The sequence below is a fragment of the Mesorhizobium sp. WSM3866 genome (genome assembly GCF_002294795.1).
Classification (GTDB): Bacteria; Pseudomonadota; Alphaproteobacteria; order Rhizobiales; family Rhizobiaceae; genus Mesorhizobium.
The window spans coordinates 62111-86748 of the sequence record NZ_NSGC01000008.1; the positions used below are offsets into that span (position 1 = coordinate 62111).

General features: G+C 65.5%; 24 protein-coding genes. 9 read left to right on the forward strand and 15 right to left on the reverse strand.

All coding sequences use genetic code 11. The features are described 5' to 3' along the window. The first annotated feature begins 1 nt into the window (after nucleotide 1). Nucleotides 2-892, forward strand: coding sequence for a carbohydrate ABC transporter permease (locus tag CK222_RS18920; protein ID WP_095801404.1), 891 nt, complete (start codon nucleotides 2-4; stop codon nucleotides 890-892). Between the two features lie 54 nt (nucleotides 893-946). On the opposite strand, the gene CK222_RS33375 is transcribed toward CK222_RS18920, so the two are convergent. Next, nucleotides 947-1072, reverse strand: coding sequence for a hypothetical protein (locus tag CK222_RS33375; protein ID WP_259979814.1), 126 nt, complete (start codon nucleotides 1070-1072; stop codon nucleotides 947-949). 153 nt (nucleotides 1073-1225) lie between these two features. Beyond that, entirely contained in the window at nucleotides 1226-1645 is a 420-nt protein-coding gene (locus CK222_RS18925; protein WP_095801405.1) for a VOC family protein, read from the reverse strand. Between the two features lie 435 nt (nucleotides 1646-2080). On the opposite strand from CK222_RS18925, the gene CK222_RS18930 reads away from it, so the two are divergent. Beyond that, entirely contained in the window at nucleotides 2081-3292 is a 1212-nt protein-coding gene (locus CK222_RS18930) for an MFS transporter (protein WP_095801406.1), read from the forward strand. Nucleotides 3293-3562: 270 nt separating this feature from the next. Continuing rightward, entirely contained in the window at nucleotides 3563-4198 is a 636-nt protein-coding gene (locus CK222_RS18935) for an ankyrin repeat domain-containing protein (RefSeq protein ID WP_095801407.1), read from the forward strand. A 43-nt stretch (nucleotides 4199-4241) separates the two neighbouring features. Here CK222_RS18935 and CK222_RS18940 read toward each other — a convergent pair whose 3' ends face one another. Beyond that, nucleotides 4242-6551, reverse strand: a complete 2310-nt coding sequence (locus CK222_RS18940; protein WP_245433090.1) for a cation:proton antiporter — start codon at nucleotides 6549-6551, stop codon at nucleotides 4242-4244. A 391-nt stretch (nucleotides 6552-6942) separates the two neighbouring features. Here CK222_RS18940 and CK222_RS18945 point away from each other — a divergent pair, with 391 nt between their 5' ends. Next, the gene (locus tag CK222_RS18945; RefSeq protein ID WP_067322650.1) at nucleotides 6943-7131 is read left to right on the forward strand and encodes a hypothetical protein; all 189 of its coding nucleotides are present in this window, start codon (nucleotides 6943-6945) and stop codon (nucleotides 7129-7131) included. Nucleotides 7132-7164: 33 nt separating this feature from the next. Here CK222_RS18945 and CK222_RS18950 read toward each other — a convergent pair whose 3' ends face one another. After that, nucleotides 7165-8058, reverse strand: a complete 894-nt coding sequence (locus CK222_RS18950; protein WP_176477675.1) for a LysR substrate-binding domain-containing protein — start codon at nucleotides 8056-8058, stop codon at nucleotides 7165-7167. A 109-nt stretch (nucleotides 8059-8167) separates the two neighbouring features. Here CK222_RS18950 and CK222_RS18955 point away from each other — a divergent pair, with 109 nt between their 5' ends. The 3 genes from CK222_RS18955 to CK222_RS18965 all read left to right on the forward strand — a co-directional run bounded on the left by CK222_RS18955 (nucleotide 8168) and on the right by CK222_RS18965 (nucleotide 12117). Further along, the gene (locus CK222_RS18955; protein ID WP_141247082.1) at nucleotides 8168-9691 is read left to right on the forward strand and encodes a sulfatase-like hydrolase/transferase; all 1524 of its coding nucleotides are present in this window, start codon (nucleotides 8168-8170) and stop codon (nucleotides 9689-9691) included. 17 nt (nucleotides 9692-9708) lie between these two features. Further along, a complete protein-coding gene (locus CK222_RS18960) occupies nucleotides 9709-11274 on the forward strand; it encodes an ABC transporter substrate-binding protein (RefSeq protein WP_095801411.1) in 1566 nt (521 codons plus the stop codon). Between the two features lie 111 nt (nucleotides 11275-11385). Next, nucleotides 11386-12117: a DUF2270 domain-containing protein gene (locus CK222_RS18965; protein WP_095801412.1), complete on the forward strand. Its 732-nt coding sequence runs from the start codon at nucleotides 11386-11388 to the stop codon at nucleotides 12115-12117. 51 nt (nucleotides 12118-12168) lie between these two features. Here CK222_RS18965 and CK222_RS18970 read toward each other — a convergent pair whose 3' ends face one another. From CK222_RS18970 to CK222_RS18980, 3 genes are all read right to left on the reverse strand, one after another. Beyond that, nucleotides 12169-13548, reverse strand: a complete 1380-nt coding sequence (locus CK222_RS18970) for an amidase family protein (RefSeq protein WP_245433092.1) — start codon at nucleotides 13546-13548, stop codon at nucleotides 12169-12171. 118 nt (nucleotides 13549-13666) lie between these two features. Then, a complete protein-coding gene (locus CK222_RS18975; protein ID WP_095801413.1) occupies nucleotides 13667-14269 on the reverse strand; it encodes a sulfotransferase family protein in 603 nt (200 codons plus the stop codon). Nucleotides 14270-14316: 47 nt separating this feature from the next. After that, nucleotides 14317-15213, reverse strand: a complete 897-nt coding sequence (locus CK222_RS18980; protein ID WP_095801414.1) for a VOC family protein — start codon at nucleotides 15211-15213, stop codon at nucleotides 14317-14319. A 130-nt stretch (nucleotides 15214-15343) separates the two neighbouring features. Between CK222_RS18980 and CK222_RS18985 the strand changes: the two genes are divergently transcribed. After that, nucleotides 15344-15643: a hypothetical protein gene (locus CK222_RS18985; RefSeq protein ID WP_095801415.1), complete on the forward strand. Its 300-nt coding sequence runs from the start codon at nucleotides 15344-15346 to the stop codon at nucleotides 15641-15643. Between the two features lie 188 nt (nucleotides 15644-15831). Here the strand turns inward: CK222_RS18985 and CK222_RS18990 are convergent, their stop codons facing one another. The 7 genes from CK222_RS18990 to ampC form a co-directional block, all read right to left on the reverse strand. Further along, on the reverse strand, nucleotides 15832-16146 hold the full coding sequence (locus CK222_RS18990) for a MocE family 2Fe-2S type ferredoxin (RefSeq protein WP_067322435.1): 315 nt from the start codon (nucleotides 16144-16146) through the stop codon (nucleotides 15832-15834). An 84-nt stretch (nucleotides 16147-16230) separates the two neighbouring features. After that, the gene (locus tag CK222_RS18995) at nucleotides 16231-17193 is read right to left on the reverse strand and encodes a sugar ABC transporter substrate-binding protein (RefSeq protein WP_095801416.1); all 963 of its coding nucleotides are present in this window, start codon (nucleotides 17191-17193) and stop codon (nucleotides 16231-16233) included. Between the two features lie 114 nt (nucleotides 17194-17307). Then, entirely contained in the window at nucleotides 17308-18315 is a 1008-nt protein-coding gene (locus CK222_RS19000; RefSeq protein WP_067322428.1) for a sterol desaturase family protein, read from the reverse strand. Nucleotides 18316-18323: 8 nt separating this feature from the next. Beyond that, nucleotides 18324-19115 carry a 3-methyl-2-oxobutanoate hydroxymethyltransferase gene (locus CK222_RS19005; RefSeq protein ID WP_095801417.1) on the reverse strand — a complete coding sequence of 264 codons (792 nt, stop codon included), beginning with the start codon at nucleotides 19113-19115 and terminating at the stop codon, nucleotides 18324-18326. A 279-nt stretch (nucleotides 19116-19394) separates the two neighbouring features. Continuing rightward, nucleotides 19395-20399 (reverse strand): LacI family DNA-binding transcriptional regulator, encoded by a 1005-nt coding sequence (locus CK222_RS19010; RefSeq protein WP_095801418.1) that lies wholly within the window; start codon nucleotides 20397-20399, stop codon nucleotides 19395-19397. A 340-nt stretch (nucleotides 20400-20739) separates the two neighbouring features. Then, on the reverse strand, nucleotides 20740-21633 hold the full coding sequence (gene bla / locus CK222_RS19015; RefSeq protein ID WP_095801562.1) for a class A beta-lactamase: 894 nt from the start codon (nucleotides 21631-21633) through the stop codon (nucleotides 20740-20742). 96 nt (nucleotides 21634-21729) lie between these two features. Further along, entirely contained in the window at nucleotides 21730-22890 is a 1161-nt protein-coding gene (ampC, locus tag CK222_RS19020) for a class C beta-lactamase (protein WP_095801419.1), read from the reverse strand. A 102-nt stretch (nucleotides 22891-22992) separates the two neighbouring features. Between ampC and CK222_RS19025 the strand changes: the two genes are divergently transcribed. Beyond that, nucleotides 22993-23856 (forward strand): LysR family transcriptional regulator, encoded by an 864-nt coding sequence (locus CK222_RS19025; RefSeq protein ID WP_095801420.1) that lies wholly within the window; start codon nucleotides 22993-22995, stop codon nucleotides 23854-23856. Between the two features lie 38 nt (nucleotides 23857-23894). On the opposite strand, the gene CK222_RS19030 is transcribed toward CK222_RS19025, so the two are convergent. Then, nucleotides 23895-24521, reverse strand: coding sequence for a TetR/AcrR family transcriptional regulator (locus CK222_RS19030; RefSeq protein ID WP_095801563.1), 627 nt, complete (start codon nucleotides 24519-24521; stop codon nucleotides 23895-23897). Nucleotides 24522-24638 lie beyond the last annotated feature (117 nt).

Below are 24638 nucleotides of genomic sequence, written 5' to 3' on the forward strand. Positions count from 1 at the left end.
TATGGCCGCGATCAGAGAAGTCGAGCGCCTGGACACCGAAGGCGGCATGGGCTACCTGCAGAGCCTGCCGCGCCGGGTGGTCACGGTCTATCTGCCGCTGCTGGTGTTTCTCATCGTGCTGCTGTTTCCATTCTATTGGATGACGATCACGGCGGTTAAGCCCAATGTCGAGATGACCGATTATGTGAACTACAATCCGTTCTGGGTCGTGCATCCGACGCTGGAGCACATACGCTATTTGCTCCTGGAGACCTCCTACCCCGGCTGGCTGCTCAACACGGTGATCATATCGACGGCGGCCACCTTCCTGTCGCTGGCGGCTGCGGTGCTCGCCGCCTACGCGATCGAGCGGCTGCGGTTCTCCGGCGCCCGCCAAGTCGGCCTTGCCGTCTTCCTCGCCTATCTGGTGCCGCCCTCGATCCTGTTCATCCCGCTGTCGGTGATGGTGTTCAACCTCGGTCTCTACGACACGCCCTTCGCGCTGATCCTCACCTACCCGACCTTCCTGATCCCGTTCTGCACCTGGCTGTTGATGGGCTACTTCCGTTCGATCCCCTTCGAATTGGAGGAATGCGCGCTTATCGACGGCGCCACCCGCTGGCAGATCCTGACCAAGATCGTGCTGCCGCTTTCGGTGCCGGGCCTGATCTCGGCCGGCATATTCGCCTTCACGCTGTCCTGGAACGAATTCATCTACGCGCTGACCTTCATCCAGTCGTCGGAGAAGAAGACGGTGCCAGTCGGCGTGCTCACCGAGCTCGTCCGCTCAGACGTCTACGAATGGGGAGCGCTGATGGCGGGCGCGCTGATCGGCTCGCTGCCGGTGGTGGTGCTTTATTCGTTCTTCGTCGAGCACTACGTCTCCTCGATGACGGGCGCGGTGAAGGAATAGCGTCCGCTTTGGCGGTCATGGCCATTGCACGAGGCACCCGCCGATCGATGGATTTTAGCGGATCGGCACCAGCATGGCAGCCTCGCGGATGACGCGGATGGCGTCCGGATTGGTGACGGGATAGCACCGGCCGCGATCGACAGCGGCGCCAAGCGGCATTTCGAGAAAACGAAGCTGCAACTCATCGCCGCCGGTTTCGAACTCATGCCCGTCGATGCCCAGCCCCGATGCTCCGACGGGGTGGCGAGCAAGTAGCCGAGGGGGTGGTGCGTCGCGCTTTCTTCCCCGCTAGCTAGGGGCCGCTAGGGGGAGATAACGGCGCCCGCCGCCGCGCTAAAAACTGATCTCCACCGCCGGCGCACTACGCTTCGCCTCGCCATGAAACACCGCCTCGATGTTGCTGCCGTCGGGGTCGAGCAGGAAGGCGGCGTAGTAGCCGGGGTGGTAGGGACGCTCGCCCGGCGCGCCGTTGTCCTTGCCGCCGGCGGCGAGGCCCGCCTGGTAGAAGGCGTCGACCATGGCGCGGTCCTTGGCCTGGAAGGCGAGATGGTGACGGCCGGTGAGCACGCCCTGGGCCGCGCGGCTATCGGCGCTGGAAACGAACAGTTCGTCCGCCCAGAAATAATCCTCGGCCTCGCCGCCGATCGGGATGCCCAGCACTTCGAGCACCGCGCCGTAGAAACGCCGGCTCGCCTTGACGTCGCGCACCACCAGATGAAGGTGGTCGATGAGCCGGCCGCGATAGAGTTGCATGGCGTGTTGCCTCCTCCCGATTGCAGCGGCTCAATCTAGAAGGGCCTGGTGCGCGGTCAATGTGGGTGCGGAAGACTGCTGACAGGTAGAGAGATCGGCGCGAGGCACCCCCCTCTGTCCTGCCGGACATCTCCCCCTCAAGTGGGGAGATCAGTTTCTTCGCGGGTTTCGCCAATCACCGACGTTGTAAGGAGAGGCGCGGATCACGACACAGCCGATTCTCCGCTCTTGAGGGGAGATGCCCGGCAGGGCAGAGGGGGGCGTGACGGAGCGCCGACGTTGGCGACGATAACGCGTCCGAAAAATCCGGATAAAAAATGCAACCAGATTGTAGGATCGGTGTCCGCCTCGGCGTCCTTCGGACGCAAGCGGCGCGATGGACCTGGAAAAACCGTGCCGCATCAAACAGGATGCCTTACGGCATGGGAGAAAACCATGAATCCTTCCTATCGTTGGGTCATCGTCGCGGCCGGCGCGCTGATGACCTGTGTGGCGCTCGGCGCGATGTTCTCGCTGGCGATCTTTCTCGAGCCGATGTCGATCGACACCGGCTGGTCGCGCGCCGGCATTTCCAGCGCCATGACGCTGAATTTTCTGGTGATGGGCGTCGGCGGCTTCGCCTGGGGCGCGATCTATGACCGCGTCGGTGCCCGCCCCGTCGTGCTTGCCGGCGCGGTGCTGCTCGGGCTGGCGCTGGTGGTGGCGAGCCGCGCCAACTCGCTGCTGATCTTCCAGCTCAGCTACGGAGTGATCGTCGGGCTGGCGGCCAGCGCGTTCTTCGCGCCTATGATCGCGCTCACCACCGCCTGGTTCGACACCAACCGAAGCCTTGCCGTGTCGCTGGTTTCGGCCGGCATGGGAGTGGCGCCGATGACCATCTCGCCCTTCGCCCGCTGGCTGATCTCGGCCTATGACTGGCGGACCGCCATGTTCGACATCGGCGTCATGGCCTGGGTGCTCCTGCTGCCCGCCGTCTTCCTGGTACGCCAGCCGCCGGCGGCCGGCGCGGCGGCCGACGGCGGCATGCCGGCGCGTGCCGCCGTCGACCCCGGCATGAGCGTCGGCCAGGCGCTGCGCTCGCCGCAGTTCCTGGTGCTGGGCATGACCTTCTTCGCCTGCTGCGCGGCGCATTCGGGGCCGATCTTCCACATGGTCAGCTATGCGATGGCCTGCGGTGTGGCACCGATGGCTGCCGTCTCGATCTATAGCGTCGAGGGCCTTGCCGGCCTTGGCGGACGCCTGCTCTACGGCGTGCTCGGCGACCGGCTGGGGGTCAAGCCGGTGCTGATCACCGGCCTTGCCATCCAGGCCGCCGTGATCGCCGCCTATCTAGCGGTCGGCCGGCTCGAGCAGTTCTACGTCCTGGCCGTCATCTTCGGCGCCACCTACGGCGGCGTCATGCCGCTCTATGCGGTGCTAGCACGCGAATATTTCGGGCCGCGCATCATCGGCACGGTGTTCGGCGCCGCCACCATGCTCTCCAGCCTCGGCATGTCGTTCGGCCCGCTCGCCGGCGGCATGATCTACGACGCCTATGCCAGCTATTCCTGGCTGTTCATCGGCTCGGCGCTGGTCGGCCTGGGCGCCGCCGGCATCGCGATCGCCTTCCCGCCGCAGCCGAGCCGGCAGCGGCTGCAGATGGCATAGCGAGATGAATCTCCCTCCTCGAGGGGGAGATGTCGCCGTAGGCGGCAGAGGGGGTCACGGCGCGTGACTGGCCGACGCCCCTCTCCGTCGCTTGGGGCGCCGGCGATCCACGCGCCAGGACCTGCCCTGCCGGCATCTCCCCTCGAGTTGCCCGCACCGCCGACGCGAAATCCATTGCCCGACGACGGCGAGTGTGAAACTCTCCGCGCGAGAAGACGCTGCATCTGAATGCCGGCCGGGCCGGCGCCATCCGCGGTCGGGGATATTGCAGTGGACACAGGCCTGGAAGCCGCAGAAGCAAGGAATTGGTCCCGCCTGCTGGTCGCGGCCGAGAGCGGCGATGCCGAAGCCTCGCGCGCGGAGCTCGCAGCGGGCGCGGATATCAACCAGACCGATGAAGACGGCTGGTCAAGCCTGCACCTCGCGGCGCATAACGGCCGCACCGCCGTGCTCGAAACTTTGATCGGCCACCCGGCGGTCGACGTGAACTGCAGAAACAAATGGAAGAGCACACCATTGAGCCTGGCTGCGGCTAGGGGTCACCTCGCCTGTATCCGGGCGCTGCTGAAGCATCGGCAGATCGATATCGACGCCCGCGCCGACTATTACGGCAGGACGCCGCTCATCGAAGCCGCAAGGAACGGGCATCTCGATATCGTCAAGCTGCTGGTCGAGCATGGCGCCGACGTCAATCTCGCCGACAAGACGGGACGCAACAGCGCGCTCATCGAGGCGATCAAGGGACGCCACTTCGAAGTCGCGCAATATCTGCTGGAATCCCGCAAGGTGAACTTCCTCAACAAGGACATGCGGCTCAATGCGCTGATCTGGGCCGGCAGCACGCGCAACGCCGAGCTCATCGGCAAGCTGGACGCCGCGATCCATCGCTTTTTCGAAGGCAAGTGAAGCGCGGCCGTCAGCCATTGGAACCGTCAGGCCGAAGCTGCCCTCAGCCCGTGCCCGTACCTGACCTCAGCGCCTCCCTGCCCTCGTCGTCGCGGCGCAGCCGCGCGTCGGAGATCAGCATCACCGGGCATGGGCAGCGCTGCAGCACGCCGCTCGTCGTCTCGCCGAAGATGAGCTCCTCGCCGGGCCGCCGCGCCACGCCCATGACGATCAGCGCCACGTTCCTGCCCGCCTGACGGGCAATGGCATCGGCGGCGGCGGCCCTCGAGCGGATGGCCGTCTCGATCTCGACGCCATAACGGTCGGCAAGCGCGACAATGTCCTTCAGCACAGCCTCCCTGCGGCGATGCGAGACGGTGTCTCGCGGTTCGTCGCGACCCGGACGCGCGACATAGAGGACCTTGACCGGCGCGCCGGTGACGGAGGCGACGGCAAGCGCGAGTTCCGCGCCGCGGCGCGCATTCGCCGTGCCGTTGACCGGCACCAGGATCCTGCCGGATCCCGGCCCAAGGCGCGGCATCTGCCGGCCGACGCCGGCCGGCTTCAGCACCAGGCAGAGCGGGCCCTCGAAAGCGCCGGCGACCTCGTTGAGCCGGCGCGAGAAGCCGCCCTTCGCGGTCACCGCTCGGCCGAGGCCGATGAGCAGCATGCCGTAGCCCTTGCGCGCCTCCTTGGCGACCGCCTCGGCGGAGAGCGGAGCGTCATGCGGGCGGCGCGTGAGGGGGGCTTCATGCGCGGGCTCCTCGTCGGCTTCCTTCGCCGCCTCGCGGCCCTGCTCAGCGCCTTTCTCGATCTCGTCCAGATGCGCCGCCTCGACGGGGTCGGCTTCGCTTTCGCCGCTTGTACGGAGCACGGTCGTCGGCTTGCCGGCTCCGATGACACCGGCGAGGTAGGCGGCGAAGCGGCCGACGACGCCCTCGTCGACCACCACCAGCAGCCGCTCCAGATTGGTGATGAAGCCGCGCTGGTCGACCTCCTCGCGCTCCAGCCTTTTCTTTTCCGCCTCCCCCATCGGCAGCCGCCCCAGCGCCCAGCGCAGCGTCGGCGGCATGGCCAAGGTGGTGATGACGGCCATGGTGACGATCATGGTGAAAAGCGTGTGCGAGATCACGCCGATCGACAGACCGATCGAGGCGACGATGACCTCGGTCGAGCCTCGCGCATTCATGCCGCAGCCGACGGCAATGCCCTCGCTGCGGCTCATGCCCGCGGCCTCCGCGCCGATGAAGGCGCCGCCGAACTTGCCGAGGCTGGCGATCGCCACCAGCGCCACGGTGAGCAGTGCAAGCTCGGGATCGACGAGCACTGTCAGGTCGGCTGAGAGACCGGCGACGCCGAAGAAGACCGGCATGAAGAGTGCCGTGATCACGCCGCGCAATTGCCCCTCGATGTGACGCGACAGGATCGGCGACTCGCCGACCAATATGCCGGCGACGAAGGCACCAAGCACCGTATGCACGCCGATTAAGTCGGTAACCAGCGCCATGCCGCCCATGATGGCGAGGATGACGGTGACCACTGCGTATTCCGAGCGGAAGGTGTCGTTGGTCCAGCGGATGGCATCGAAGACGATGCGGCGGCCGAGCGTGAAGGAAAAGGCCATGAAGGCGGCGACGCCGGCGAGCGTGAAGGCGAGGCTGGCGAGCTCGATGCGGCCATGCGTGGCGATGCCGATGGTGATGGCGATGATCACCCAGCCGATCGTGTCCTCGATGATGGCCGAGGAGACGATGATCTGGCCGAGGTCGCGGCGCATGAAGTTCATCTCGCGCACCACCATGGCGACGATCTTGACCGAGGAGATCGAAAGCGCGGTGCCGAGGAACAGGCCGGAGACGATGCGCTCGCTGCCGGTGGCGAGCAGCGAGGCCGGCATGAACTGCGCCGCCACAAAGCCGAGCGCGAAGGGCACGGCGACGCCGGTGGCGGAGATCGAAAAGCACGCGCGGCCGACGCGGCGCACCAGCCTCAGGTCCGTTTCCATGCCGGTCAGCAGCAGAAGCATCAGCACGCCGAACTGGGCGATGGCGTTGATCATCGACTTCTGCGCGGCATCGCCCGCAAAGACCAGCCGCTCGGCCGCGGGCCACAGCCAGCCGAGCAGCGAGGGCCCGAGCAGGATGCCGCCGATCAGCTGTCCCATCACCGCCGGCTGGCCGAGGCGCTCCAGCAATTCGCCGATGCCTCGGCCGACGACGAGCAGCAAGATGACTTCGAGAACGAAGATGCCTTCGCTCGACATGCCGGTTTTTTCGGCGGCGAAGGCGGCGGCCGGCATCGATGCAAGCGCCGCCGCGGCAAGCGCGAGAGAAACCGGCCGGCGCCGGTTGGGCATGAAGGACAATTGCCGCACCCCTCGATTATCCTCGCCATAACGGTTTCGCACATGCATCGGTTGCACGGCGGTGGAACTGCCACTCTCTCCCGTTGTGGGGGCGATGTCCGGCAGGACGGGGGGGGCGCCGTGGAGGACCAACGTCGATTCAACCTATCTCCAAAGCAGGCCACTTTTAACCGTGATGGAGGTGCCTGCAAGGGCTGGGATGCCGGCGGGACAGCGCCTCCTCTACCCTGCCGGACATTTCCTTCACAACGCGAGAGAGTGGCAACTCCGGCGCCGGCCGCCTCTCTCAAGCAGCTTCGACGTCGCGTACAATTCGATTCAAATGCTGCCGCCCATCTTTGCTTGTCGGTAAAGCGACTCACGCATGGTCGCTGCACGGCGGGGCAATAAGGAGAAGCTAATGAAAAGCGACTTTGCCGCCGCCCACCTGCACCTCGACAGGGCCTGCCATTATCTGCGCGGCGACGACGAGACCAGCCGCACGGCGCTTGCGGCGCTCGACCTTGTGATCGAGGCGGTCGCGACCGCCCTCTATGCCCGGCCCGAGGCCGAAGTGGTGCCGTTTCCGATATCAGCCGCTCAGCGATAGGAAGCATCCATGACCGGCGGCCGGCAATGATGATTAACGGCCGATCAGATCGGTCATCGCCTCGATGACCTTGCCGGCCGCCGCGCCCGTCGCCGACCGATCATTGACGATGATCGAGATGCGAAACGGAATGTCGAACTCGATTGGCCTGAGTGCCAGTCCGAACTCGGAATAGAAGCCCGCAGTGAACGGATCGACCACAGCCAGCGAGCGGCCGCCCCTGACCAGCGCGCAAGCCAAGAATGACTGGAAGATGTCGGCGACGGTGTTGGCCGCGGTCACTTCGAGCAGCCTCGCGCCGTCGCGGCTGCGGCGGAAATAGAGCTCGCCCAGCGACACGAACGGATAGAGGGAAAAATCCTCCAACCGGACGCGCTCGCTCTCGGCAAGCGGATGCCTCTGGTCCATGACACAAACGCTATTGCGCTCGAAAGTGGCGACGCATTTGGCATCCAGGAAGGAAACGCCCGCGTCCACCAGGCCGACGTCGGTCAGGCGCGAGGCGACGGAGGAGACGATCTCCGTCGAGCTCCGCACCGCGATGGTGGTCCTGGCCTCTGGAAAGCGCGTCCGAAGCTGCTGGATCGCTTCCGGCACGATCTTGAAGGACATCGCCGCCAGCGTGCCGATGCGCACGACGCCGCGCTTCAGTTCCCTGATCTCCTGCGCCGCCATGATCAGATTGCGCGCGCCATGAAACGTCTTGCCGACCTCGCCGTAGAACAGCAGGCCCTGCTCGGTCGGAACCAGCCGACCGTGCGATCGATCGAACAGGCTGAGGCCGGTGTCGATCTCCAGCTCCTGCAGCAGCCGGCTGACGCTCGGCTGCGAGACGTTGAGCGCGATCGCAGCGCCCGACACGGAGCCGGCCACCATCGTTGACTCGAAGGCCTCCAGTTGACGAACGCTGAGCCCGGAAAAACGCATCTCTTCCTCCCGGTATAGGATTAGCACATACCGGACCAAAATCTTGATCTTTGATTTCGCTGCGTTTCGGGCCCTAGCTGCAAGCTTGGCAGAAACGGACGGAGCCGTCGTGAAGCGAGCCAATGTCATCTTCATCTGTGCCGACCAGATGCGCTACGACGCGCTCTCGGTCACCGGCAACCGCGTCGCCCATACCGCAAACATCGACCGCATCGCCGCGCGCGGCGCAACCTTCCATCGGCATTTCACGCCTAACCAGATTTGCTCGCCAAGCCGAGCGACCATGGCAACAGGGCTCTATCCACGCCATCACGGATTGTGGCGCAACGGCGTGGCGCTCGACGGTCAGCTCCCTAATCTGTGGCAGGCGCTGTCGCTTGCCGGATACGCCACAAAAGGCGTCGGAAAGCTGCACTTTCAGCCACTGCTCGCGCCCGTCGAACGCGACATGCCGGAATCGCTTGCCTATTGGGAAAGGCCGGGCTGCGAGGACTGGCAGGGTCCCTATTTCGGCTTCGATGCCGTCGACCTCGTCATGGGCGAAGCCAACGAAGCCACTCGCGCCGGCCACTACGCCGCCTGGCTCAAGCGCAACCACCCCGAAGTGGTGGACCTCTACGAGCCCGACGCCAGTCCCGACAGCCGGGCGCAGGATCTGAACGAAGTCTGGAAAAGCGCGGTGCCGCCCGAGTTGCACTACACCAGTTGGATCGCGGATCGGGCGATCGACTTCATCGAGCGCCAGGGCAAGCAGGCAGAGCCGTTCGGCTTGTTCGTCTCGTTTCCGGACCCGCACCACCCCTTCGCCCCGCCCCGGCCCTATTGCGACCTGTTCCGACCGGAGCTGATGCCCACGCCGACCATCCGGGCGGGCGAGCTGGAGCGGATGCCGGCCTATCTCGGCGAAGGCGACGATCCGACCAAAGTGCCCTACATCGCCTCCGGCGAGCAGCCGCGCGAGCAGGGCTTCCTCCTGCGCACCGACGATATCTCCGACGAAACGCTGGCCATCGCAATCGCCCACACGCATGGCATGATCCAGATGATCGACGATGCCGTCGGGCGGCTGCTCGTCGCACTGGACGACGTTGGCGTGCTCGACGACAGCTTCGTGCTGTTTACCGCCGATCATGGCGAGTTGCTCGGCGACCACGGGCTGCTGCGCAAGGGGCCACCGCCCTACCGACAACTGCTGCAGGTCCCGCTGGTTCTTAGCGGTCCAGGCATCCGCGCCGGAACAAGCCTCGATGCGCTGACCAGCCACCTCGACCTGTTCGCGACCATCGCATCGCTGCTCGGCCTGCCGGCGCCCGCGACCGACGGCACCGATCTCAAGCCGCTGATCGACGGCCGGGTCGCCGACGTCCGCGACTTCCTGTTCGGTGAATATCATCCGCGACGTGACGCCTGCCTCTACAATCAGTCGATCATCTCCAAGGAGTGGCGGTTCACCCGCTATCCCAACCAGCCGGCCTGGGGGGAGCTGTTCGATCTTCGCGAAGACCCCTGGGAGCACTGGAACCTGTTCCCCGAGCGAGCACTCGGCGCGCAGGCGCGCGCACTGAGCGCGGTTCTCGACCGGCGGCTGCCGCCACAGCCGCTGATGGTCAACGAAGTCCTTGGCGCGTACTGAACCAATGGGAGAATGACATGAACGACAGAAGCGTCTTCTCGAGCCTGGACAGCATGAACCGCCGCAGCTTCATCAAGACGGCCGCTGCGGCTGCCTTCGCCACGGCGGCGTTTCCACATACCGGCCTTGCCGAGGCGCCGCGCAAAGGCGGCGCGCTGCGCCTTGGCCTCAACGGCGGCAGCTCCGCCGACACGCTGGACCCGACGCAGCTGATCGGCACTTTTTCCATCAACGTGTCGCGGCAGGTCTACAACACGCTGGTGGAGATCGGCGATGACGGCAAGCCGGCGCCGGAGCTCGCGGCAAGCTGGGAAGCCAGCGACGGCAACATGCGCTGGATCCTCAATCTCAGGCCGGGCGTGCAGTTTCACAACGGCAAGACGTTCGACGCCGACGACGTCAAATACTCGCTGGGCCTGCATATCGGCGACAAGACCAAGTCGAAGGCCAAAGGGCTGGTCGCCGACGTCGCGGAAGTGCGGGCCATCTCGCCGACGCAAGTCGAGATCCTGCTCAAATCGCCAAATCCCGACATGGATTATGTGCTGTCGGATCTGCATTTCGCCATGGTGCCCGCAGGCTTCGCCGACTGGTCGAAAGCGATCGGCACCGGTCCGTTCAAGCTCACCGCCTTCCAGCCCGGCGTGCACGCCACCGCCGCCCGCAACGAGACCTACTGGCGCAGCGATCGCGGCCATGTCGACACGGTCGAGACGGTCGTGATCAACGACGCCGCGGCACGCGTCTCGGCTCTTCAAGGCGGCTCGGTGCACATCGTCAACGGCATCGACTACAAGATCGCACCGCTGCTCAAGAAGGACCCCCGCGCCTATCTGCTGGTCACCGAAGGCAAGCAGCATTTCTCGCTGCCGATGGACGCCACGAAGGAGCCGTTCAACAGCCCCGATGTCGTGCTGGCGCTCAAGCTCGCGCTCGACCGTGAGCAGATGGTGAAGCTGCTGATGGCCGGCTTCGGACGGGTCGGCAACGACCATCCGATCGCTGCCAGCGATCCGAGCTTCAATCCTAACATCGCGCAGCGCGCCTACGATCCGGACAAGGCCCGTTTTCACCTCAAGAAAGCCGGCAAGAGCGATCTTACCCTCGAGCTGCACGCCGCCCCCGTGGCGTTCGAGCAGGCGGTCAACACGGCCGAGCTTTTCGCGCAATCGGCCAAGCCCGCCGGCATCACCATCAATGTCAAGCGCGAGCCCGATGACGGCTACTGGAGCGACGTGTGGCTGAAGAAGCCATGGGTGGCTTCCTTCTGGGCCGGGCGGCCATCGGCGAGCATGATGTTTTCCTCCGTCTACGCCTCGGGCGCGCCGTGGAACGAAACGCATTGGAAGAACGACAGCTTCGACAGACGGCTGACGGAGTCGCGCTCATTGGCCGATCCGGCGAAACGCCGCGACGTCTATTTCGAGCTGCAGCAGATGATCCATGACGAGTGCCCGACCATCATCCCGGCCTTCGCCAGTTGGATCGACGCGGCGCGCCAGGAGGTAAGGGGTTTCGTTCCCAATCCCAACTTCCTGCTCAGCGATCATCGCGTGGCCGAACGGGTCTGGCTGAGCGCATAAGAGCTTCCGTCGGAGAGCGTCAGCAGGAACATTTCTGCCGGCCCCACATTGTGCTATATGGGGTGTGGCCGGCTCAACGGCCGGCCACGGCGGGAGGCACGTGGCAAGGGGATGTCGCAGGTCCAGACCGTAAAGCCAGCCGAAGCAGCGGCGCCGCCAAGGGGCTCCGATGCGTTCGCGCTGAAGCTCACTTCCTCCGAATTCGCAACCACCATGTCGCATTTCCACCGCGCGGAGATCGCGCGCATGGCGGGCTGGCGCGACCGGCTCGACCGCACCAGCAATTGGGCAATCACCGTGGTGGCGGCGATGCTGTCCGTGTCGCTGTCGACGCCTTCGGCGCATCACGGCGTGCTGCTCTTCGCCATGCTGCTCATCACGCTGCTTCTATGGATCGAAGCGCGGCGCTACCGGTTCTTCGACGTCTATCGGGCGCGGGTGCGTCAGTTCGAGCGCTACTACTTTGCGCAGATCTTTTCGCCGCAGCCGGATTTCGCCTCCAACTGGCTTGCCATCCTCGGCGAAGGCCTGCGCTCGCCGCGCTTCCTCATCTCGCAGCGCGCGGCGCTGGTCCGGAGGCTGCGGCGAAACTACGTCTTCATGTACACGATCCTGATGCTTGCCTGGGTCTTGAAGATCACCACGCCCAGCCTGCAGCGTGAAGGCTCGCCGATCGGCTTCAGCGCCTCGCTGCTCGACACCTTTCGCGTGGCGACGCTCGGTCCCATCCCCGGCGTCGTGGTGGTCTGTGGCGTCGTCGTATTCTATCTCGGGATGCTTGCCGCCGCCTTCCTGATGCGCGCCGACGACGGCGAACTGTCGTTCGGCGACGTGCATGTTTGAGCCTGGGGCGGCGGCCCTTGGTCTTTCAGGCAGCCCGCCGTTTCCACGCGCTCACAATCCCGGTGGCCTGACGAAACCGTCGGTGAGACGCGCCAGCGCTTTCGCCACGGCCAGCAGCTTCATGTCCGAATGGCGGCGGCCGACCAGCTGGGCGCCGATCGGCAGGCCCTCCCGGTCGACACCGATTGGAATGACGGCGGCCGGATGCCCGGTCAGGTTGAAGCGGCAGGCGTGGCTGAGCCCGCTCCAGTAGGGCGTCTCGATGCCGTCGACGGGGATCGGCGCACCCATTTCGCGGTGGCGGAAGGCCGTGCACATCATCGCCGGACAGACCAGCACGTCCCACCCGTCGAAGAACCGCTCCCAGGCAGCGATGAATTCGTCGCGCTGGTTGAGCGCCTCGAGATAGGCGGCCAGCGAGGGCGAGGTTTCGCGCGGCTGCCGGAAGACCTGCGAATACCAGGTGATGAGATCGGAAAACAGCGCCCGCTCGGCCGCGAAATCGTGCTGCGGCAATGCCTGCCCTACCCGCGCGCCGCCGACCTCGATGGCGCCCGCGAAGCCTGCGATCGCGTCGGCGATGTCGAGCGCGGTCGGCACTCCGGGAAATTCGGGCGCGAAGGCAACCCTGAGCGTCCCCAGCGGCGGCTCCGGCGCCTCGTCCGTCGCCACCGGCGGCACTTCGGTGTCGAGACCGTCGGCGCCGGCGATGATGCGGTGGGCCAGGATGAGATCGTCGACGTCGCGGGCCAAAGGCCCGATGTCGAACAGCAGGCGGAAGCTGCGCGGCAGGTCGGGCGGATCGGCGTAGCTGCCGGTGATCGGCACCGTCGCCTGCGTCGGCTTGAAGCCATAGACGCCGCACAGATGCGCCGGCATCCGGATCGAGCCGCCGGCATCGCTGCCGATCTCGAGCGGCACCAGCCCGGCGGCGACCGCGGCCGCCGCGCCGCCGCTGGAGCCGCCGGGCGTGCGGGTAACGTCCCACGGATTGACGGTGCGGCCGAAGATCGGATTGTCGGTCTGCAGGTCGCGCAGCCTGGGCGGCACGTTGGTCTTGCCGATGATGACGGCGCCGGCCTTGCGCAGCCGCGCGGCAATCGTGCTGTCCGTCGCCGGGACATGACCGGAAAAGGCTTCCAAACCGATGGTGGTGCGCATGCCGGCTGTGGCATGGCCGTCCTTCAGCGTGACCGGCACACCGTTGAGCGGACCGACGGCCTCGCCTCGCACGACCGCCATATCCGCGGCCTGCGCTCCGGCGCGGGCCGCCTCCTCGTCGAGGGTGACGATGGCGTTGAGCAGCGGATTGACGACAGCGATGCGGGCAAGCTGCGCCTCCATCGCCTCGACAGCGCCGACCTTCTTCTCGCGGATCGCCGCCGCCAGTTGCGACGCGGTCAGGAAGGTGGTGTCCAAATGGCTCATCATGGTGGTGTTCCTTCCTGCGGAACGGAAATATGGGAGTAGGGAAGATCAGAATTCGTGAACTCCGCGCATCGGATGCCAGTACCTTTTTCCCCTATTCCCCTATTCCCCTCCCTTCCCTTCAATTCAACGAAAGCGCCGTCCGGAACTCCTTCGTGGTGTTGCGGTTGGGATAGGGCTCGTCCGGCACCGGAACGCCGAGATGGGCGCAGAGCGGCGCCCAGCCGTCGCCCAGCTTGTGAACCAGCAGGCGCTCGGCCGGCACCGTCTTCAGCACCGCTTCGATATTGGCCTCATAGACGGCAATCGCATGCGCGCGGTCCTGCGGGCGGCCGCCGAAAACCTGCTTCGTGACAAGGGCGACGCCCAACGACTCCTGATCCTGGCTGTCAATGACGGCCGGCAGGATGGTTTTTGCGAAACTCTCCCACCAGCTTTCCGGCGAGCGCCAGGTGAGGATGACGCGCGCTTGCGGAAAGACTTCGATCAGCTCGCGCCAGTAATGCACCGAGGGCCAGTCGACGCAGGATTTATAACCGGCAAACAGCCGATTCCAATCCGGCGCGGCGCCTTGGGCGAGCGCTCGCCAGAGCCGCTTCTGCTCCGCATGCGCCATGACCTCCGACATGTGATGGCACGGGCCGAAGCCGAGCATGGTCAGCGCCTCGCGCATCGAATCCGTGCCGGTGCGGCCGAAGCCGGTTCCTATCACCCTGATGGTCATTCTCCCCTCCTCCCACTTGTCTTCCCCAATCGTCGGCTGCGGCGCGATCAACCTTCCCGAAGCACGAACCGCAAGCGATTGCCTTCCGGGTCCGCGGTCTCCACGGCACCGCCGATCTTTTTCGGCGGCAGGTTGGCGGCATCGAGCCTGCGTTCCAGCGCAGCCAGCTCCTCGACCGATGCAAGCTCAACCGTGAAATGGTCGAGGCCGGCGGCACCCGGCGGCGGCTCGCGCAGCTCGTCACGCGCCCAGATGTTGAAGGCGACCATATGCGGCCGGCTCCCGGTGCCGCAGTCGAACATGCCGAAACTTCTCGACTGGATGTGCGGGCGGAAGCCGAGCACACCGACATAGAATTCCATCAGTTCTTCCGGCGCGCGGGCGCGCATATGGATGTGGCCGATGAAGGCGTTCTTCGCCATCCTCTGCTCGACATGGCCGGAATTGCCGAGGTCGCGCAAAAGGCCCGGGAGATGGAGCGGCTCGAGCCCGGAATGCGCGCTGCCGTCGGTGCCGATCAGCGCCACGCGGCCATCGGCCGACACCTCGCGGCGCAGACAGCGTTCCGGCGTGTCGAAGCAGATCTCGATGCCGTTGCCGGACGGGTCGGAAACGTAGAGCGATTCCGAAACCAGGTGGTCCTGGGCGCTGTAGCGCAAGCCGGAAGCCTTAAGCCGGGCGGCGGTGTGGGCGAGGTCGCGGCGGCTCGTCACATGGATGGCGACATGGAAGAGATCGCGCGATTTCTGCGGCAGGGCGATCTGCGCTCCGGGGTGGAGCACGATAAGCTTCCGCCCGCCGGCGCCGAGCTCCGCCGTGGCGGCATCCTCGCCGAGGACCGCCAATCCGATCGTGTCGCGCCAGACGATCAAGGCAGCCGGGATGTCGGTCACCCTGAGATGGACCGGCCCGAGACGGGTGGCTTGAGGCAACCCTTCGCCCATCGTCGTCCGTCCGATTGCGGTCGGCGAACATATTAGCCGTGAACGATATTTCTGTCTCGCGCCAAGTTCGGGTTGACCCCTCCCCGGCGGGCGGCGACTATTGCCACGAAGCTTCTTGGGAGGAGACCACATGGACGAGACCGACCACTGGCGCAACATGGCGAGCGCGCCGCGGGACGGCAGTCGCATCCTGGTGACGGTGCGCTCGTCCGAACAGGGACCGGCCGAGGTCGACATGGCCTACTGGTCGCGCGCCGACCAGTTCGGCGAGGAAGGCTGGCGGGCGTCGGATTCATCGCCCGGACGCGTCGTCGAGTATGCCGAGCCGGAGCTCAGATGCTGGATGCCGCTGCCCACGGCGGGGCGAGGTTCGTTGCCGAGCCCCTGGGAAGGCGACGACGTGCCGCTGGTGGATGGCGAGGGGATTTAGCGCCTCTTTCCTTCTCCCCTTGTGGGAGAAGGTGTCGCCGAAGGCGACGGATGAGGGGTGCTGGACGGAGTGAGGCGCTGGGGAATGTCGCTGCGCTGTCGTCGTGGCCGCCAAGCTGGAACACCCCTCATCCGTCTCGGCGCTGCGCGCCGATCCACCTTCTCCCACAAGGGGAGAAGGGGAGCTTTTCAGCCCACCGCCACCATCACCGCTCCCGCCTCGACCTTCGCCGGATAGGTCCTGAGGTTGATGCATGGCGGCAGGCGCTTGGCGGCTCCGGTGCGGTAGTCGAAGGCGCCGGCGTGCTTTGGGCATTCGACCTCGTAGTCCATGACCAGGCCGTCGGCGATGTGCACCGCCTCATGCGTGCAAAGCCCGTCGGTGCAGAAGACCTCGTCGTCGGGCGAGCGAAAGACGGCATAGGTCTTGCCGCCATGGTCGAAGCGGCGGGCGCCTTCCTGTTCGATGTCGTCGAGCCCGCAGGCCCTGATCCAACCGGTCATTTTTCTTCCCTTCAGATCTGTCTTGCCTTCAGATTGAGGCGAACCCATCGGGGCGGCGAAGCCGGCCGCCCCGATGATCCGGGTCTAGTTCTTGTTCAGGTATTCCGCCGCGTTGGCGGGCGTCACCAGTTCGAACGGCACATAGACGACGCGGTCGACCTTCTCGCCTTTGGCAAGCGCGAGCGCCGCATCGACACCGCCGCCGCCTTGGCCCTTGGCGTTCTGGAACACCGTGACCGAGAGCTCGCCGGCCTTCATCGCCTGGAGCCCGTCCTGGGTGGCATCGATGCCGCCGACCACGACGTTCTTCAGGTCGACGCCGTTGGCCTTGAGCGCCAGGATGGCGCCGATGGCGGATTCGTCGTTGTTGGCGATGACGGCGTCGGGCGCCGGGCCGGCAGTCAGCCAGTTGGTCATCAGGTTCTGCGCATTGTCGCGCGACCATTCGGACGACTGCTTGTCGGTGACCTTGATGAAATTGCACATGTCGGTCGAAAAGATCTGCTCGACATCCTTGGTGCGCTGGAGCGCCGCCTGATGCACCAAGCTGCCCATGATGATGTAGGCCGTAGCGCCGGCCGACTTGCCCTTGGCGCGCAGCATCTTGCAGACCTCGAAAGCTTCCAGCGTGCCGGACTCGACCTCGTTCGAGCCGACATAGACCTGCTTCTCCGGCAGGTTCTTCATGTCCGATGGCTCGAGGTTGACGAAAACCAGCGGAATGCCGGCCTTGGCGGCTTCCTCGCTCATGGTCTTCGAGGCATTGGTGTCGACCAGCGTGACGATGATGGCGTCGACACCGCTGGCGATGAAATTCTTGACCTGGTCGAGCTGTTTGGCGACGTCGTTCTGGGCGTCCTCGACCTGGATCTCGGCACCCTTCTCCTTGGCGCGGGCCTGCATGCCATGCATCAGCAGCGTCTGGAAATTGTTGTCGAAGTTGACGATCGAGACGCCGAGCTTGGCGGCGAAGGCGCCGGTCGAGACAGTCGCGAACGCGGTCGCCATCAAAGCGGCGAGCGCCGTCGAGATGAGAAGCTTCTTCACGGGTTTCCTCCCTCTGGATTTGGAGTGCCGGCTCACTCCTGTCTTGTTCGCCGGCCCTTTCGGGATCGTTGAAGCGGGCGGCTCAGGCCGGCCACGTGGCTTTCTCTGCAGCTGTCATTTCGCGGCGGCGTTGGCGCGCGCCTTCTTCTTCTCGTAGCGGGCCTGCATGCGCGCCTCGCCGTCCTTGCTGCCGTCGTGGAAAGTGCCGAACCAGCGGTCGAACGGGATCAGGCCGTCGCCGTAGTTCACCTCGAAATATTTGTGGTGCAGGTAATGGATATAGGCGTGGCTATCCACCGATCTGTCCTCGGTCAGTTCCACCTTGTCGAAGCCGACATGGCCCGGGATCGCGCCGAAGCCGGCATAGTGGAGCTGGTAGAGCGCCAGCAGCGGGTTGGACGGAATGATCAGGTGCCAGAAGGCGACGCCGAGATAGCCGAGCTGCTCCACCGGATGCATCGACAGCGACGACCAGGGCGACGGGTTGACCGAATTGTGGTGCACCGAATGCACCCATTTGTAGAGCGGCCCCAAATGGATCGTCCGGTGCAGCAGGAAGAAATGCGTCTCGTGGATGATCGGCACCACCAGCGCCAGGCAGAACAGGTAGACGGGGTTCTCCGCGAAGGTCAGCCACGGCACGTAGCCGTTGGCGTAGGCGTAGAGGATCGCCACCTCGATCGCCGTCCAGATCGGCATGCCGGTGCCGAAGGTGCGCAGCATGTTGTCGATGTTCTGGTTCTCGAAGAAGAAGGCTTTGCTCTTCTGCTCCGAGGGCCATTTGCCGTTGTATTTGAAGCGGTTGCCCTGGGCTCTCAAAATGTAGAGTCGAAGCTCGAAAGCGCCGAAGAAGACAAGCAGCGCCGCGCAGTTGACGATGAACAGGCGCAGGATCCAGCCGATGGCGAGCGTCTTCATCGTCTCGACGTCCGGCAGCACGTAGCGCCACCACACCACTGCCGAGAGGGCGAAGAGCAGGTTGTAGGGCAGGAAATAATGCGGCAGCCACTTCAGCAGCGCCAGCGGTCGCGGCGGAAACGCAAAGAGCGGCGCGGTGCCGGCCGGTTCGTTCGGGGCCCAATCGCCCCTCTTGTTGCGCGTGCCGTATTGCAGGTCGTCCATGGCTGGTCTCACAGCGATTGAGAGAGCGTGAGGAGGCGGTCATAGGCGGCATCGTCCATGTCCACCTGGTGCTTCGCTTCCGGGTAGCTGCCTTCGGCCACGTCGCGGCCGAAGGCGCGGAACGCACTGATGCGCCTTTCCTGCAGCTCGGCCTCCAGCGTGACGAAGTGGGCATAGCGCTTGGCATGGCGCGGATAGTGGCCGGTGTGGGTGCCCAGCACGTCGCAGGAGAACAGATACTGCGTGTCGCAGGCAGTGCCGCAGCCCATGCCCATGGTGATCAGCGGCGTCGAGCGGGTGATGTGGTCGGCGAGCCTGACCGGCACCACTTCGACCTCGATGCAGGCCGCACCCGCATTCTCCAGGTCCTTGGCCGCGCGCAGCACCTTGAAGGCCTCTTCCGCCGTGCGGCCGACGGCTCGGAAATTCGTCCAGGTGGCGCGGTTCGGCACCAGGCCGACATGGCCGGTGACGGGAATGCCCTCCGCCGCCATCGCCTCGATGAAGCGCGGCGAGTGCGATGAATAGACCGCGTCGGCGCCGCGCTTCATCATGGCGAAGCCCAGCCGCACCGCCTCGTCCGGCGACGCGACCGCGCCATGCGGCATGCCGACGGAGAGGAACGCGTGAGGCGCCGCTTGGCGGATCGATTCCAGATTGTGGTCGGGCTCGCAGGAGAGGATGACGATGTCGCAGGCGACCGCGGCCGCCGCCTCGGCCGGCGTGTCGACATGCAGCTGCAGCCATTTCCTGCTGCCCTTGGCGGTTTGCAGGTCGTAGGCCGTCAAGCGTCTTGCCACCGATGATCCTCCCGTTCGCGGGCGGACGATCAGGCTTGTGAAAGGTCCCCCTCACCCGGATTGGCAGCCGACTTGCGAAGCGCAATTCGGGGCCATCCGACCTCTCCCCAGGGAGAGAGGAGCCAGGCTGCGTCGGTGCCGGCCCTCTTCTCCGCTCGGGAGAAGGTGGCCGCGCAGCGGCCGGATGAGGGGGAGAATTCGCACATGCTCGTCTCCCGTTCGCGGTCGAGTTAGCACCGCGATGCCGGCCAAGGCTCGCGCAACCTTGATCAAATCAGATCAAAGGTTCTCGGCAGTGAAGGTGATGAAGCGGATCGGCGGGTTATCGACCGGCAGGTCGTGCAGGTTGAGCGCCGCCAGCACCAGGTCGATGGCGCGGCGCGCCTGCGCCTCCGGCGCCTGGTCGAGCACGACGTCCATCGTGCCGTCATGCAGGCCGCGCGTGCTGCGCTCGGTTAGTTCATGGCCGACGAAGAAGACGTCGCGACCGCGTGGGTGCCGGCGCAGCACTTCGTTCAGGGCCGTGTTGGCGCCGCCGGCATTGTACAGGCCGGCAAGGTCGGGCCAGCGCACAAACGCCTCATGCAACTGCTCGGCATTGCGGTCGCCCTTGTCGAAACCGAACAGGGTGGCGATGGGCTCGAAATCCCGCCCCTCGTCGATCAGATAGTCGAAGAAGCCCCGTACGCGGTCGCGGTGGACGCGATAGATCTGGCTGTGACAGATCGCGACCACCTTGCCCGGCCGCCGCTGCATCTTCGCCATCAGCAGCCCCGCCATGCGGCCGGCGGCGTAATTGTCGATGCCGACATAGGTGCTCTTGGTGCCGGAGATCTGGGTGACGATCTGCACCGTCGGGATGTTTTCCGCCTCCAGCTTCGCCACCGCCGCGCTCACCAGCGGATGGTCGGGCACGGCGAGGATCAGCGCGGCGCGCCGCATCTCCGGTTCGAGGATGCGCTTGGCGATCGCCGCCGGATTGGCCTCGTCGAGAAAGGTGCGGTGGACGGCGATCGAGCGGTCGAGCGTCGCCGCGATGCGTTCGAAGGCGCGGGAGAGGCGCGCGAAGAAGGTGGCGTCGGGCCTGACCAGGATCACCTCGATGCGGATGACGCCCCGATGCGCTTCGGGCAGTCGGCGCGGATAGTCGAGCGAGCGCGCCGCCGCCACCACCTTCTCGACCGTCTCGGGGCGCACCCCGCCCCTGCCGTTCAAAACGCGCTCCACCGTCGCCGTGCCGACCCCGGCGCGGCGGGCGATTTCGAGGAAGGTGGGCTTTGGAATGGGTGGGCTCCTGGGGGTGCTTTGGCACGAAGCCTAGCCGTTCTCCGGCAACAGGAGAAGGCGAGACGCCGAAGCCGCTAATCTCCCCCCTTGCGGGGGAGATGGCCGGCAGGCCAGAGGGGGGTGCGAAGGAACGCTACCGTTGGCCGGATCGGTTCACCGACAGGATGAATGTGGGACTGCCAAGAATTGACAGGCTGGCGGGACAGCACCCCCCTCTGCCCTGCCAGGCATCTCCCCCGCAAGGGGGGAGATTGGCAGTTTCAACGCCTCAAAACATAAACGCTGCCGTCGCCGAGTTTGGTCCCGTACGGCCGTCGGCGACGCCGCCCAGGCCGCACTATCCCGCGAACGTCTCGACGATGATGCGGGCCATATCGCGGTGGACTGCCTCGCGCGACGCCCGCGGCGCGGTGGATCCGGTGTAATAGACGGCCACGAGAATGGGCGCGCCCTCGGGCGGCCAAAGGATTGCGACGATGTTGGTCGTCCCGTTGTCGCCGCTGCCGGTCTTGTCGCCGATGCCCCACGTTGCGGGCAGCCCGGCACGAATTCGCGCCGCGCCAACCTTGTCTTCGATCAGCCAGGCCTCGAGCCGTTTGCGAGATGCCGGCGACAGCGCGTCCCCCAGCAGGATGCGCCTGGCGTCGCCAAGCGCCGCCCTCGGGCTGGTCGTATCGCGCTTGTCGCCGGGGATGGCCGTGTTCAGCGTCGGCTCGGTGCGATCGAGCCGGGTGACATCGTCGCCGAGCGAGCGTGCGAAGCGCGTAAGGCCCTGCGGCCCGCCGAGCACCCTGAGCAGCAGGTTGCCGGCGGTGTTGTCGCTCCAGACGACCGCCGCGGCGCAGACATCCTCGAGCTTCATGCCATCGCCGACGTGGTCCTTCGTGATCGGCGAATAGCCCTGCTCGACATCGGATGCGGCATAGACGATGCGGTCGTCGAGCTTGGCCTTGCCGTCATCGACGGCCTTGAGCACGCCCGCGGCGGCGAGGAACTTGAAGGTGCTGGTCATCGGAAACAGCTCGTCCGCCCGGTACTCGATCGCGGCGTTGGTCCCGATATCGAGAATCATGACGCCCAGGCGCCCGCCATTCCTGGCTTCGAGCGCTTCGACCGCCTTGGTCGCGGCCACCACATCGGCCTTGCCCGGCCGCGTCGCCGCCTGGATACGGACGATCGGCAAGGATGCGAATGCGCCGGCAAGCGCTGAACGCCGGGTGATCGAGGTCATCTGTTTCTCCATTTTGGGCAGGTTTTTTTGGGGCGCAGGCGGAGCGCCGGTGAAAAGTGCATTGGCCAAGGAGCGCCGAAGCGATCGGACGCGCGGCTAGTCGGTGAGCCGCGACAGCACCTGGTAGGCCGCCCTGACTCGCGCCTCATTCGGGTAAGCCTTGTTCGCCAGCATGACGATGCCGATCTTCCTCGACGGGACATAGGCGACATAGGCGCCGAAGCCGTTCGTCGAGCCGGTCTTGTTGAGCACCACGTCGGCGCGTGGCGCCATCGGCGGCTCGATCGCAGTTGCAGGGATCGGCTGAAGCATACTGGGCGCATTCCCGGCGACGATCTTCGCCAGGTCGACCGGATAGGGATACTGCTCCCAGATCAGATCCTGGATGAGTTCGCCAGCGCGGAAATAACCGGTGTGGGTGGCTTCGAGCGCGCGTGCGACATCGTCCGGCACCTTGCCGATGCCCATGTTGGCCTCGATGAAGCGGATCATGTCGACTGCGTTCGACTTGATCCCGTAGGCCTCTTCGGCGAGCAATGCCGGGGTGACGCGGACGGGCTTGTCGTTGCGGTTATAGCCCCAGGCGTAGGATTTCATCTGTGCGGCCGGGACGTTGACGTAGGTTCGCCGCAAGCCGAGTTCCGGCAGCAGCCGTTTTTCCATCAGCGCCGGGAAGCTCGCGCCCATCGCCTTGGCGGTGGCCATCCCGAGCAGGCCGATGCTCGGGTTGGCGTAGGTGCGGGTGGTGGCGGCCGCGAATTGCGGCTTCCATTGGCGATAATAGGCGATGAGCTGTTTTTGCGTCTTCACCGTATCGGGCAGCTGCAGCGGGAAACCGCCGGCCGTGTGCGTGGCGAGGTCGAGCAGCCTGACATCGCCCAGCGCGCTGCCTTGAAGCTCGGGCATGTGCTTGCCGACCTTGTCGCCGAGCGCCAGCTTGCCCTCGACCTCGGCATAGGCCGCGAGCGTCGCGGTGAAGGTTTTGCTGATCGAGCCGAGCTCGAACAATGTATCGCGCGTGACGGCGGCCCGGGTGTCCTTTTCGGCCACGCCATAGTCGATGAAGAAGCGCTCGCCGTTCACGGACACGGCGACGGCCATCCCCGGAATGCCGTACTGCGCGATCACCGGCTTCACCGCCTCATCGACGAGCTGCCTTATCTTGGCGTCCTGATCGGCGGCGCGAGCGCCCGACAGACTGCCCGGGGCGCAGGCGAGGACGACGGCAGCGATGGTGAAGCGAAGCCGGCTGCACATGATCTGCTCCCTCTGGATCGGACGATTGCGGGTTTATGACCCCTTCGAACCGGCTACAAACGATGATAAATCGCAACAGCTATAAGATAATCTTGGGCATCGATGGTTCGACCTTACCTGCCGCTCAATGCATTGCGGGCCTTCGAGGCGTCGGCCAGGCATCTCAGCTTCACACGTGCCGGCATCGAACTGGCGGTGACGCAGGCCGCCGTTAGCCAGCAGGTTCGATCGCTCGAACAGCGGCTCGGCGTGCAGCTGTTTCGCAGGTTGCCTCGCGGCCTCAAGATCACGGCGGAAGGCGAGGCTCTGCTGCCGATCGTCGGCGACGCCTTCGACCGCCTGGCGCGATCGCTGGAGCGGGTCGGATCTGGAAAACTGCGCGAACCGCTCGTCGTCGGCGCCGTCGGAACCTTCGCCGTCGGCTGGCTGCTTCCGAGACTGGAAGACTTCCGGCGCACCCATCCGTTCGTCGAGCTGCGCCTGTCCACCAACAACAACCGCGTCGACCTGGCGGCCGAGGGATTGGATTTTTCGATCCGCTTCGGCAATGGCGCCTGGAATGGCCTTGATGCGACGGAACTTTTCGAAGCACCTCTGACGCCGCTTTGCACGCCGGAGCTGGCGGCGACGCTTCACGCGCCGCAGGACCTCGGCGCGCTTACCTTGCTGCGCAGCTACCGTCAGGACGAATGGAGCCGCTGGTTCGAGGCCGCCGGCATGGAAGCGCCTGCGAACTTCGCGAGCGCGATCGTCTTCGATTCTTCACTGGCGATGATGGAAGCCGCCGAACAAGGGGCAGGCGTTGCGCTGGCTCCGGCGCTGATGTTTTCGCGACAACTGAGCAAGGGGTCGATAAGGCGCCCTTTCCAGGCCTCCATATCGCTCGGCAGCTACTGGCTGACCAAGTTGAAGTCCAGGGAACCGACCGCCGCGATGTCGGCCTTTGCGGATTGGATCACCAGCTAGGAACCGGACCAGACAAAGCGCTCCCGGCTAGCCGAGCTTCAGCCGGCTTTCGCCGCGTCCGATGCCCCGAACCTCAGCCCATCCATCAAGAGCTTCACCAGCCGCCCCGAGCGGTCCCGCCAGTCGGGCGTGTTGGGGGCGGAGTAGATGCCGGCCAGCGCATGCAGCACGTCCGACGCATCGACGTCGGCGCGGATCTTCCCCGCAGCTGCGGCCTGTTCGACCAGCCCCTTCAGCGCGCCGGATACGCGGCCTGAGGTATCGGAGAACAGCGTCGAGTTGGTGGTGAGCAACAGCCGCAGGCTTGTCGCCAGACCGCGCTTGGTGGCGATATAGTCGACGAAGCGCTGCATCCAGAGTTCCAGCGCCACATCGGCCGGATGAGCGCCGGCAAGTTCCTCGGCCGCATGGCAGAGCGCTTCCACCTCGCGGCGGTAGACCACCTCGACCAGATGCTCGCGCGTCGGGAAATGCCGGTAGAGCGTGCCGATGCCGACTCCTGCCCGCTTGGCGATCTCCTCCAGCGAGGCATCGACACCCTCGGCGGCAAACGCCTGCGCCGCCGCCTCGACAAGCTTGTCGCGGTTGCGCCGCGCATCGGCGCGCAGCGGCTTTGGGGCCGGCGTTTCAGGCTTTTCGGCAGGCTCCGAGGGCTGTTCAGTCAGTTTTTTCTCCACTGTCGCAATATGGGGCTTGAACCCATCCGGGTCAGCCCCCACGTAAATAAACGGAGGCGCCTCCGTTTTAGTGGAGTTGTCTTATCATATAATCATGGGAAGCGA

Excerpts from the sequence above, each read along its gene's own strand:
- CK222_RS18920 (WP_095801404.1), top strand. The coding sequence starts at position 2 with ATGGCCGCGATCAGAGAAGTCGAGCGCCTGGACACCGAAGGCGGCATG.
- CK222_RS18925 (WP_095801405.1), bottom strand. The coding sequence starts at position 1,645 with ATGCAACTCTATCGCGGCCGGCTCATCGACCACCTTCATCTGGTGGTG.
- CK222_RS18930 (WP_095801406.1), top strand. The coding sequence starts at position 2,081 with ATGAATCCTTCCTATCGTTGGGTCATCGTCGCGGCCGGCGCGCTGATG.
- CK222_RS18945 (WP_067322650.1), top strand. The coding sequence starts at position 6,943 with ATGAAAAGCGACTTTGCCGCCGCCCACCTGCACCTCGACAGGGCCTGC.
- CK222_RS18950 (WP_176477675.1), bottom strand. The coding sequence starts at position 8,058 with ATGCGTTTTTCCGGGCTCAGCGTTCGTCAACTGGAGGCCTTCGAGTCA.
- CK222_RS18960 (WP_095801411.1), top strand. The coding sequence starts at position 9,709 with ATGAACGACAGAAGCGTCTTCTCGAGCCTGGACAGCATGAACCGCCGC.
- CK222_RS18965 (WP_095801412.1), top strand. The coding sequence starts at position 11,386 with ATGTCGCAGGTCCAGACCGTAAAGCCAGCCGAAGCAGCGGCGCCGCCA.
- CK222_RS18970 (WP_245433092.1), bottom strand. The coding sequence starts at position 13,548 with ATGATGAGCCATTTGGACACCACCTTCCTGACCGCGTCGCAACTGGCG.
- CK222_RS18975 (WP_095801413.1), bottom strand. The coding sequence starts at position 14,269 with ATGACCATCAGGGTGATAGGAACCGGCTTCGGCCGCACCGGCACGGAT.
- CK222_RS18980 (WP_095801414.1), bottom strand. The coding sequence starts at position 15,213 with ATGGGCGAAGGGTTGCCTCAAGCCACCCGTCTCGGGCCGGTCCATCTC.
- CK222_RS18985 (WP_095801415.1), top strand. The coding sequence starts at position 15,344 with ATGGACGAGACCGACCACTGGCGCAACATGGCGAGCGCGCCGCGGGAC.
- CK222_RS18990 (WP_067322435.1), bottom strand. The coding sequence starts at position 16,146 with ATGACCGGTTGGATCAGGGCCTGCGGGCTCGACGACATCGAACAGGAA.
- CK222_RS19000 (WP_067322428.1), bottom strand. The coding sequence starts at position 18,315 with ATGGACGACCTGCAATACGGCACGCGCAACAAGAGGGGCGATTGGGCC.
- bla (WP_095801562.1), bottom strand. The coding sequence starts at position 21,633 with ATGACCTCGATCACCCGGCGTTCAGCGCTTGCCGGCGCATTCGCATCC.
- ampC (WP_095801419.1), bottom strand. The coding sequence starts at position 22,890 with ATGTGCAGCCGGCTTCGCTTCACCATCGCTGCCGTCGTCCTCGCCTGC.
- CK222_RS19025 (WP_095801420.1), top strand. The coding sequence starts at position 22,993 with ATGGTTCGACCTTACCTGCCGCTCAATGCATTGCGGGCCTTCGAGGCG.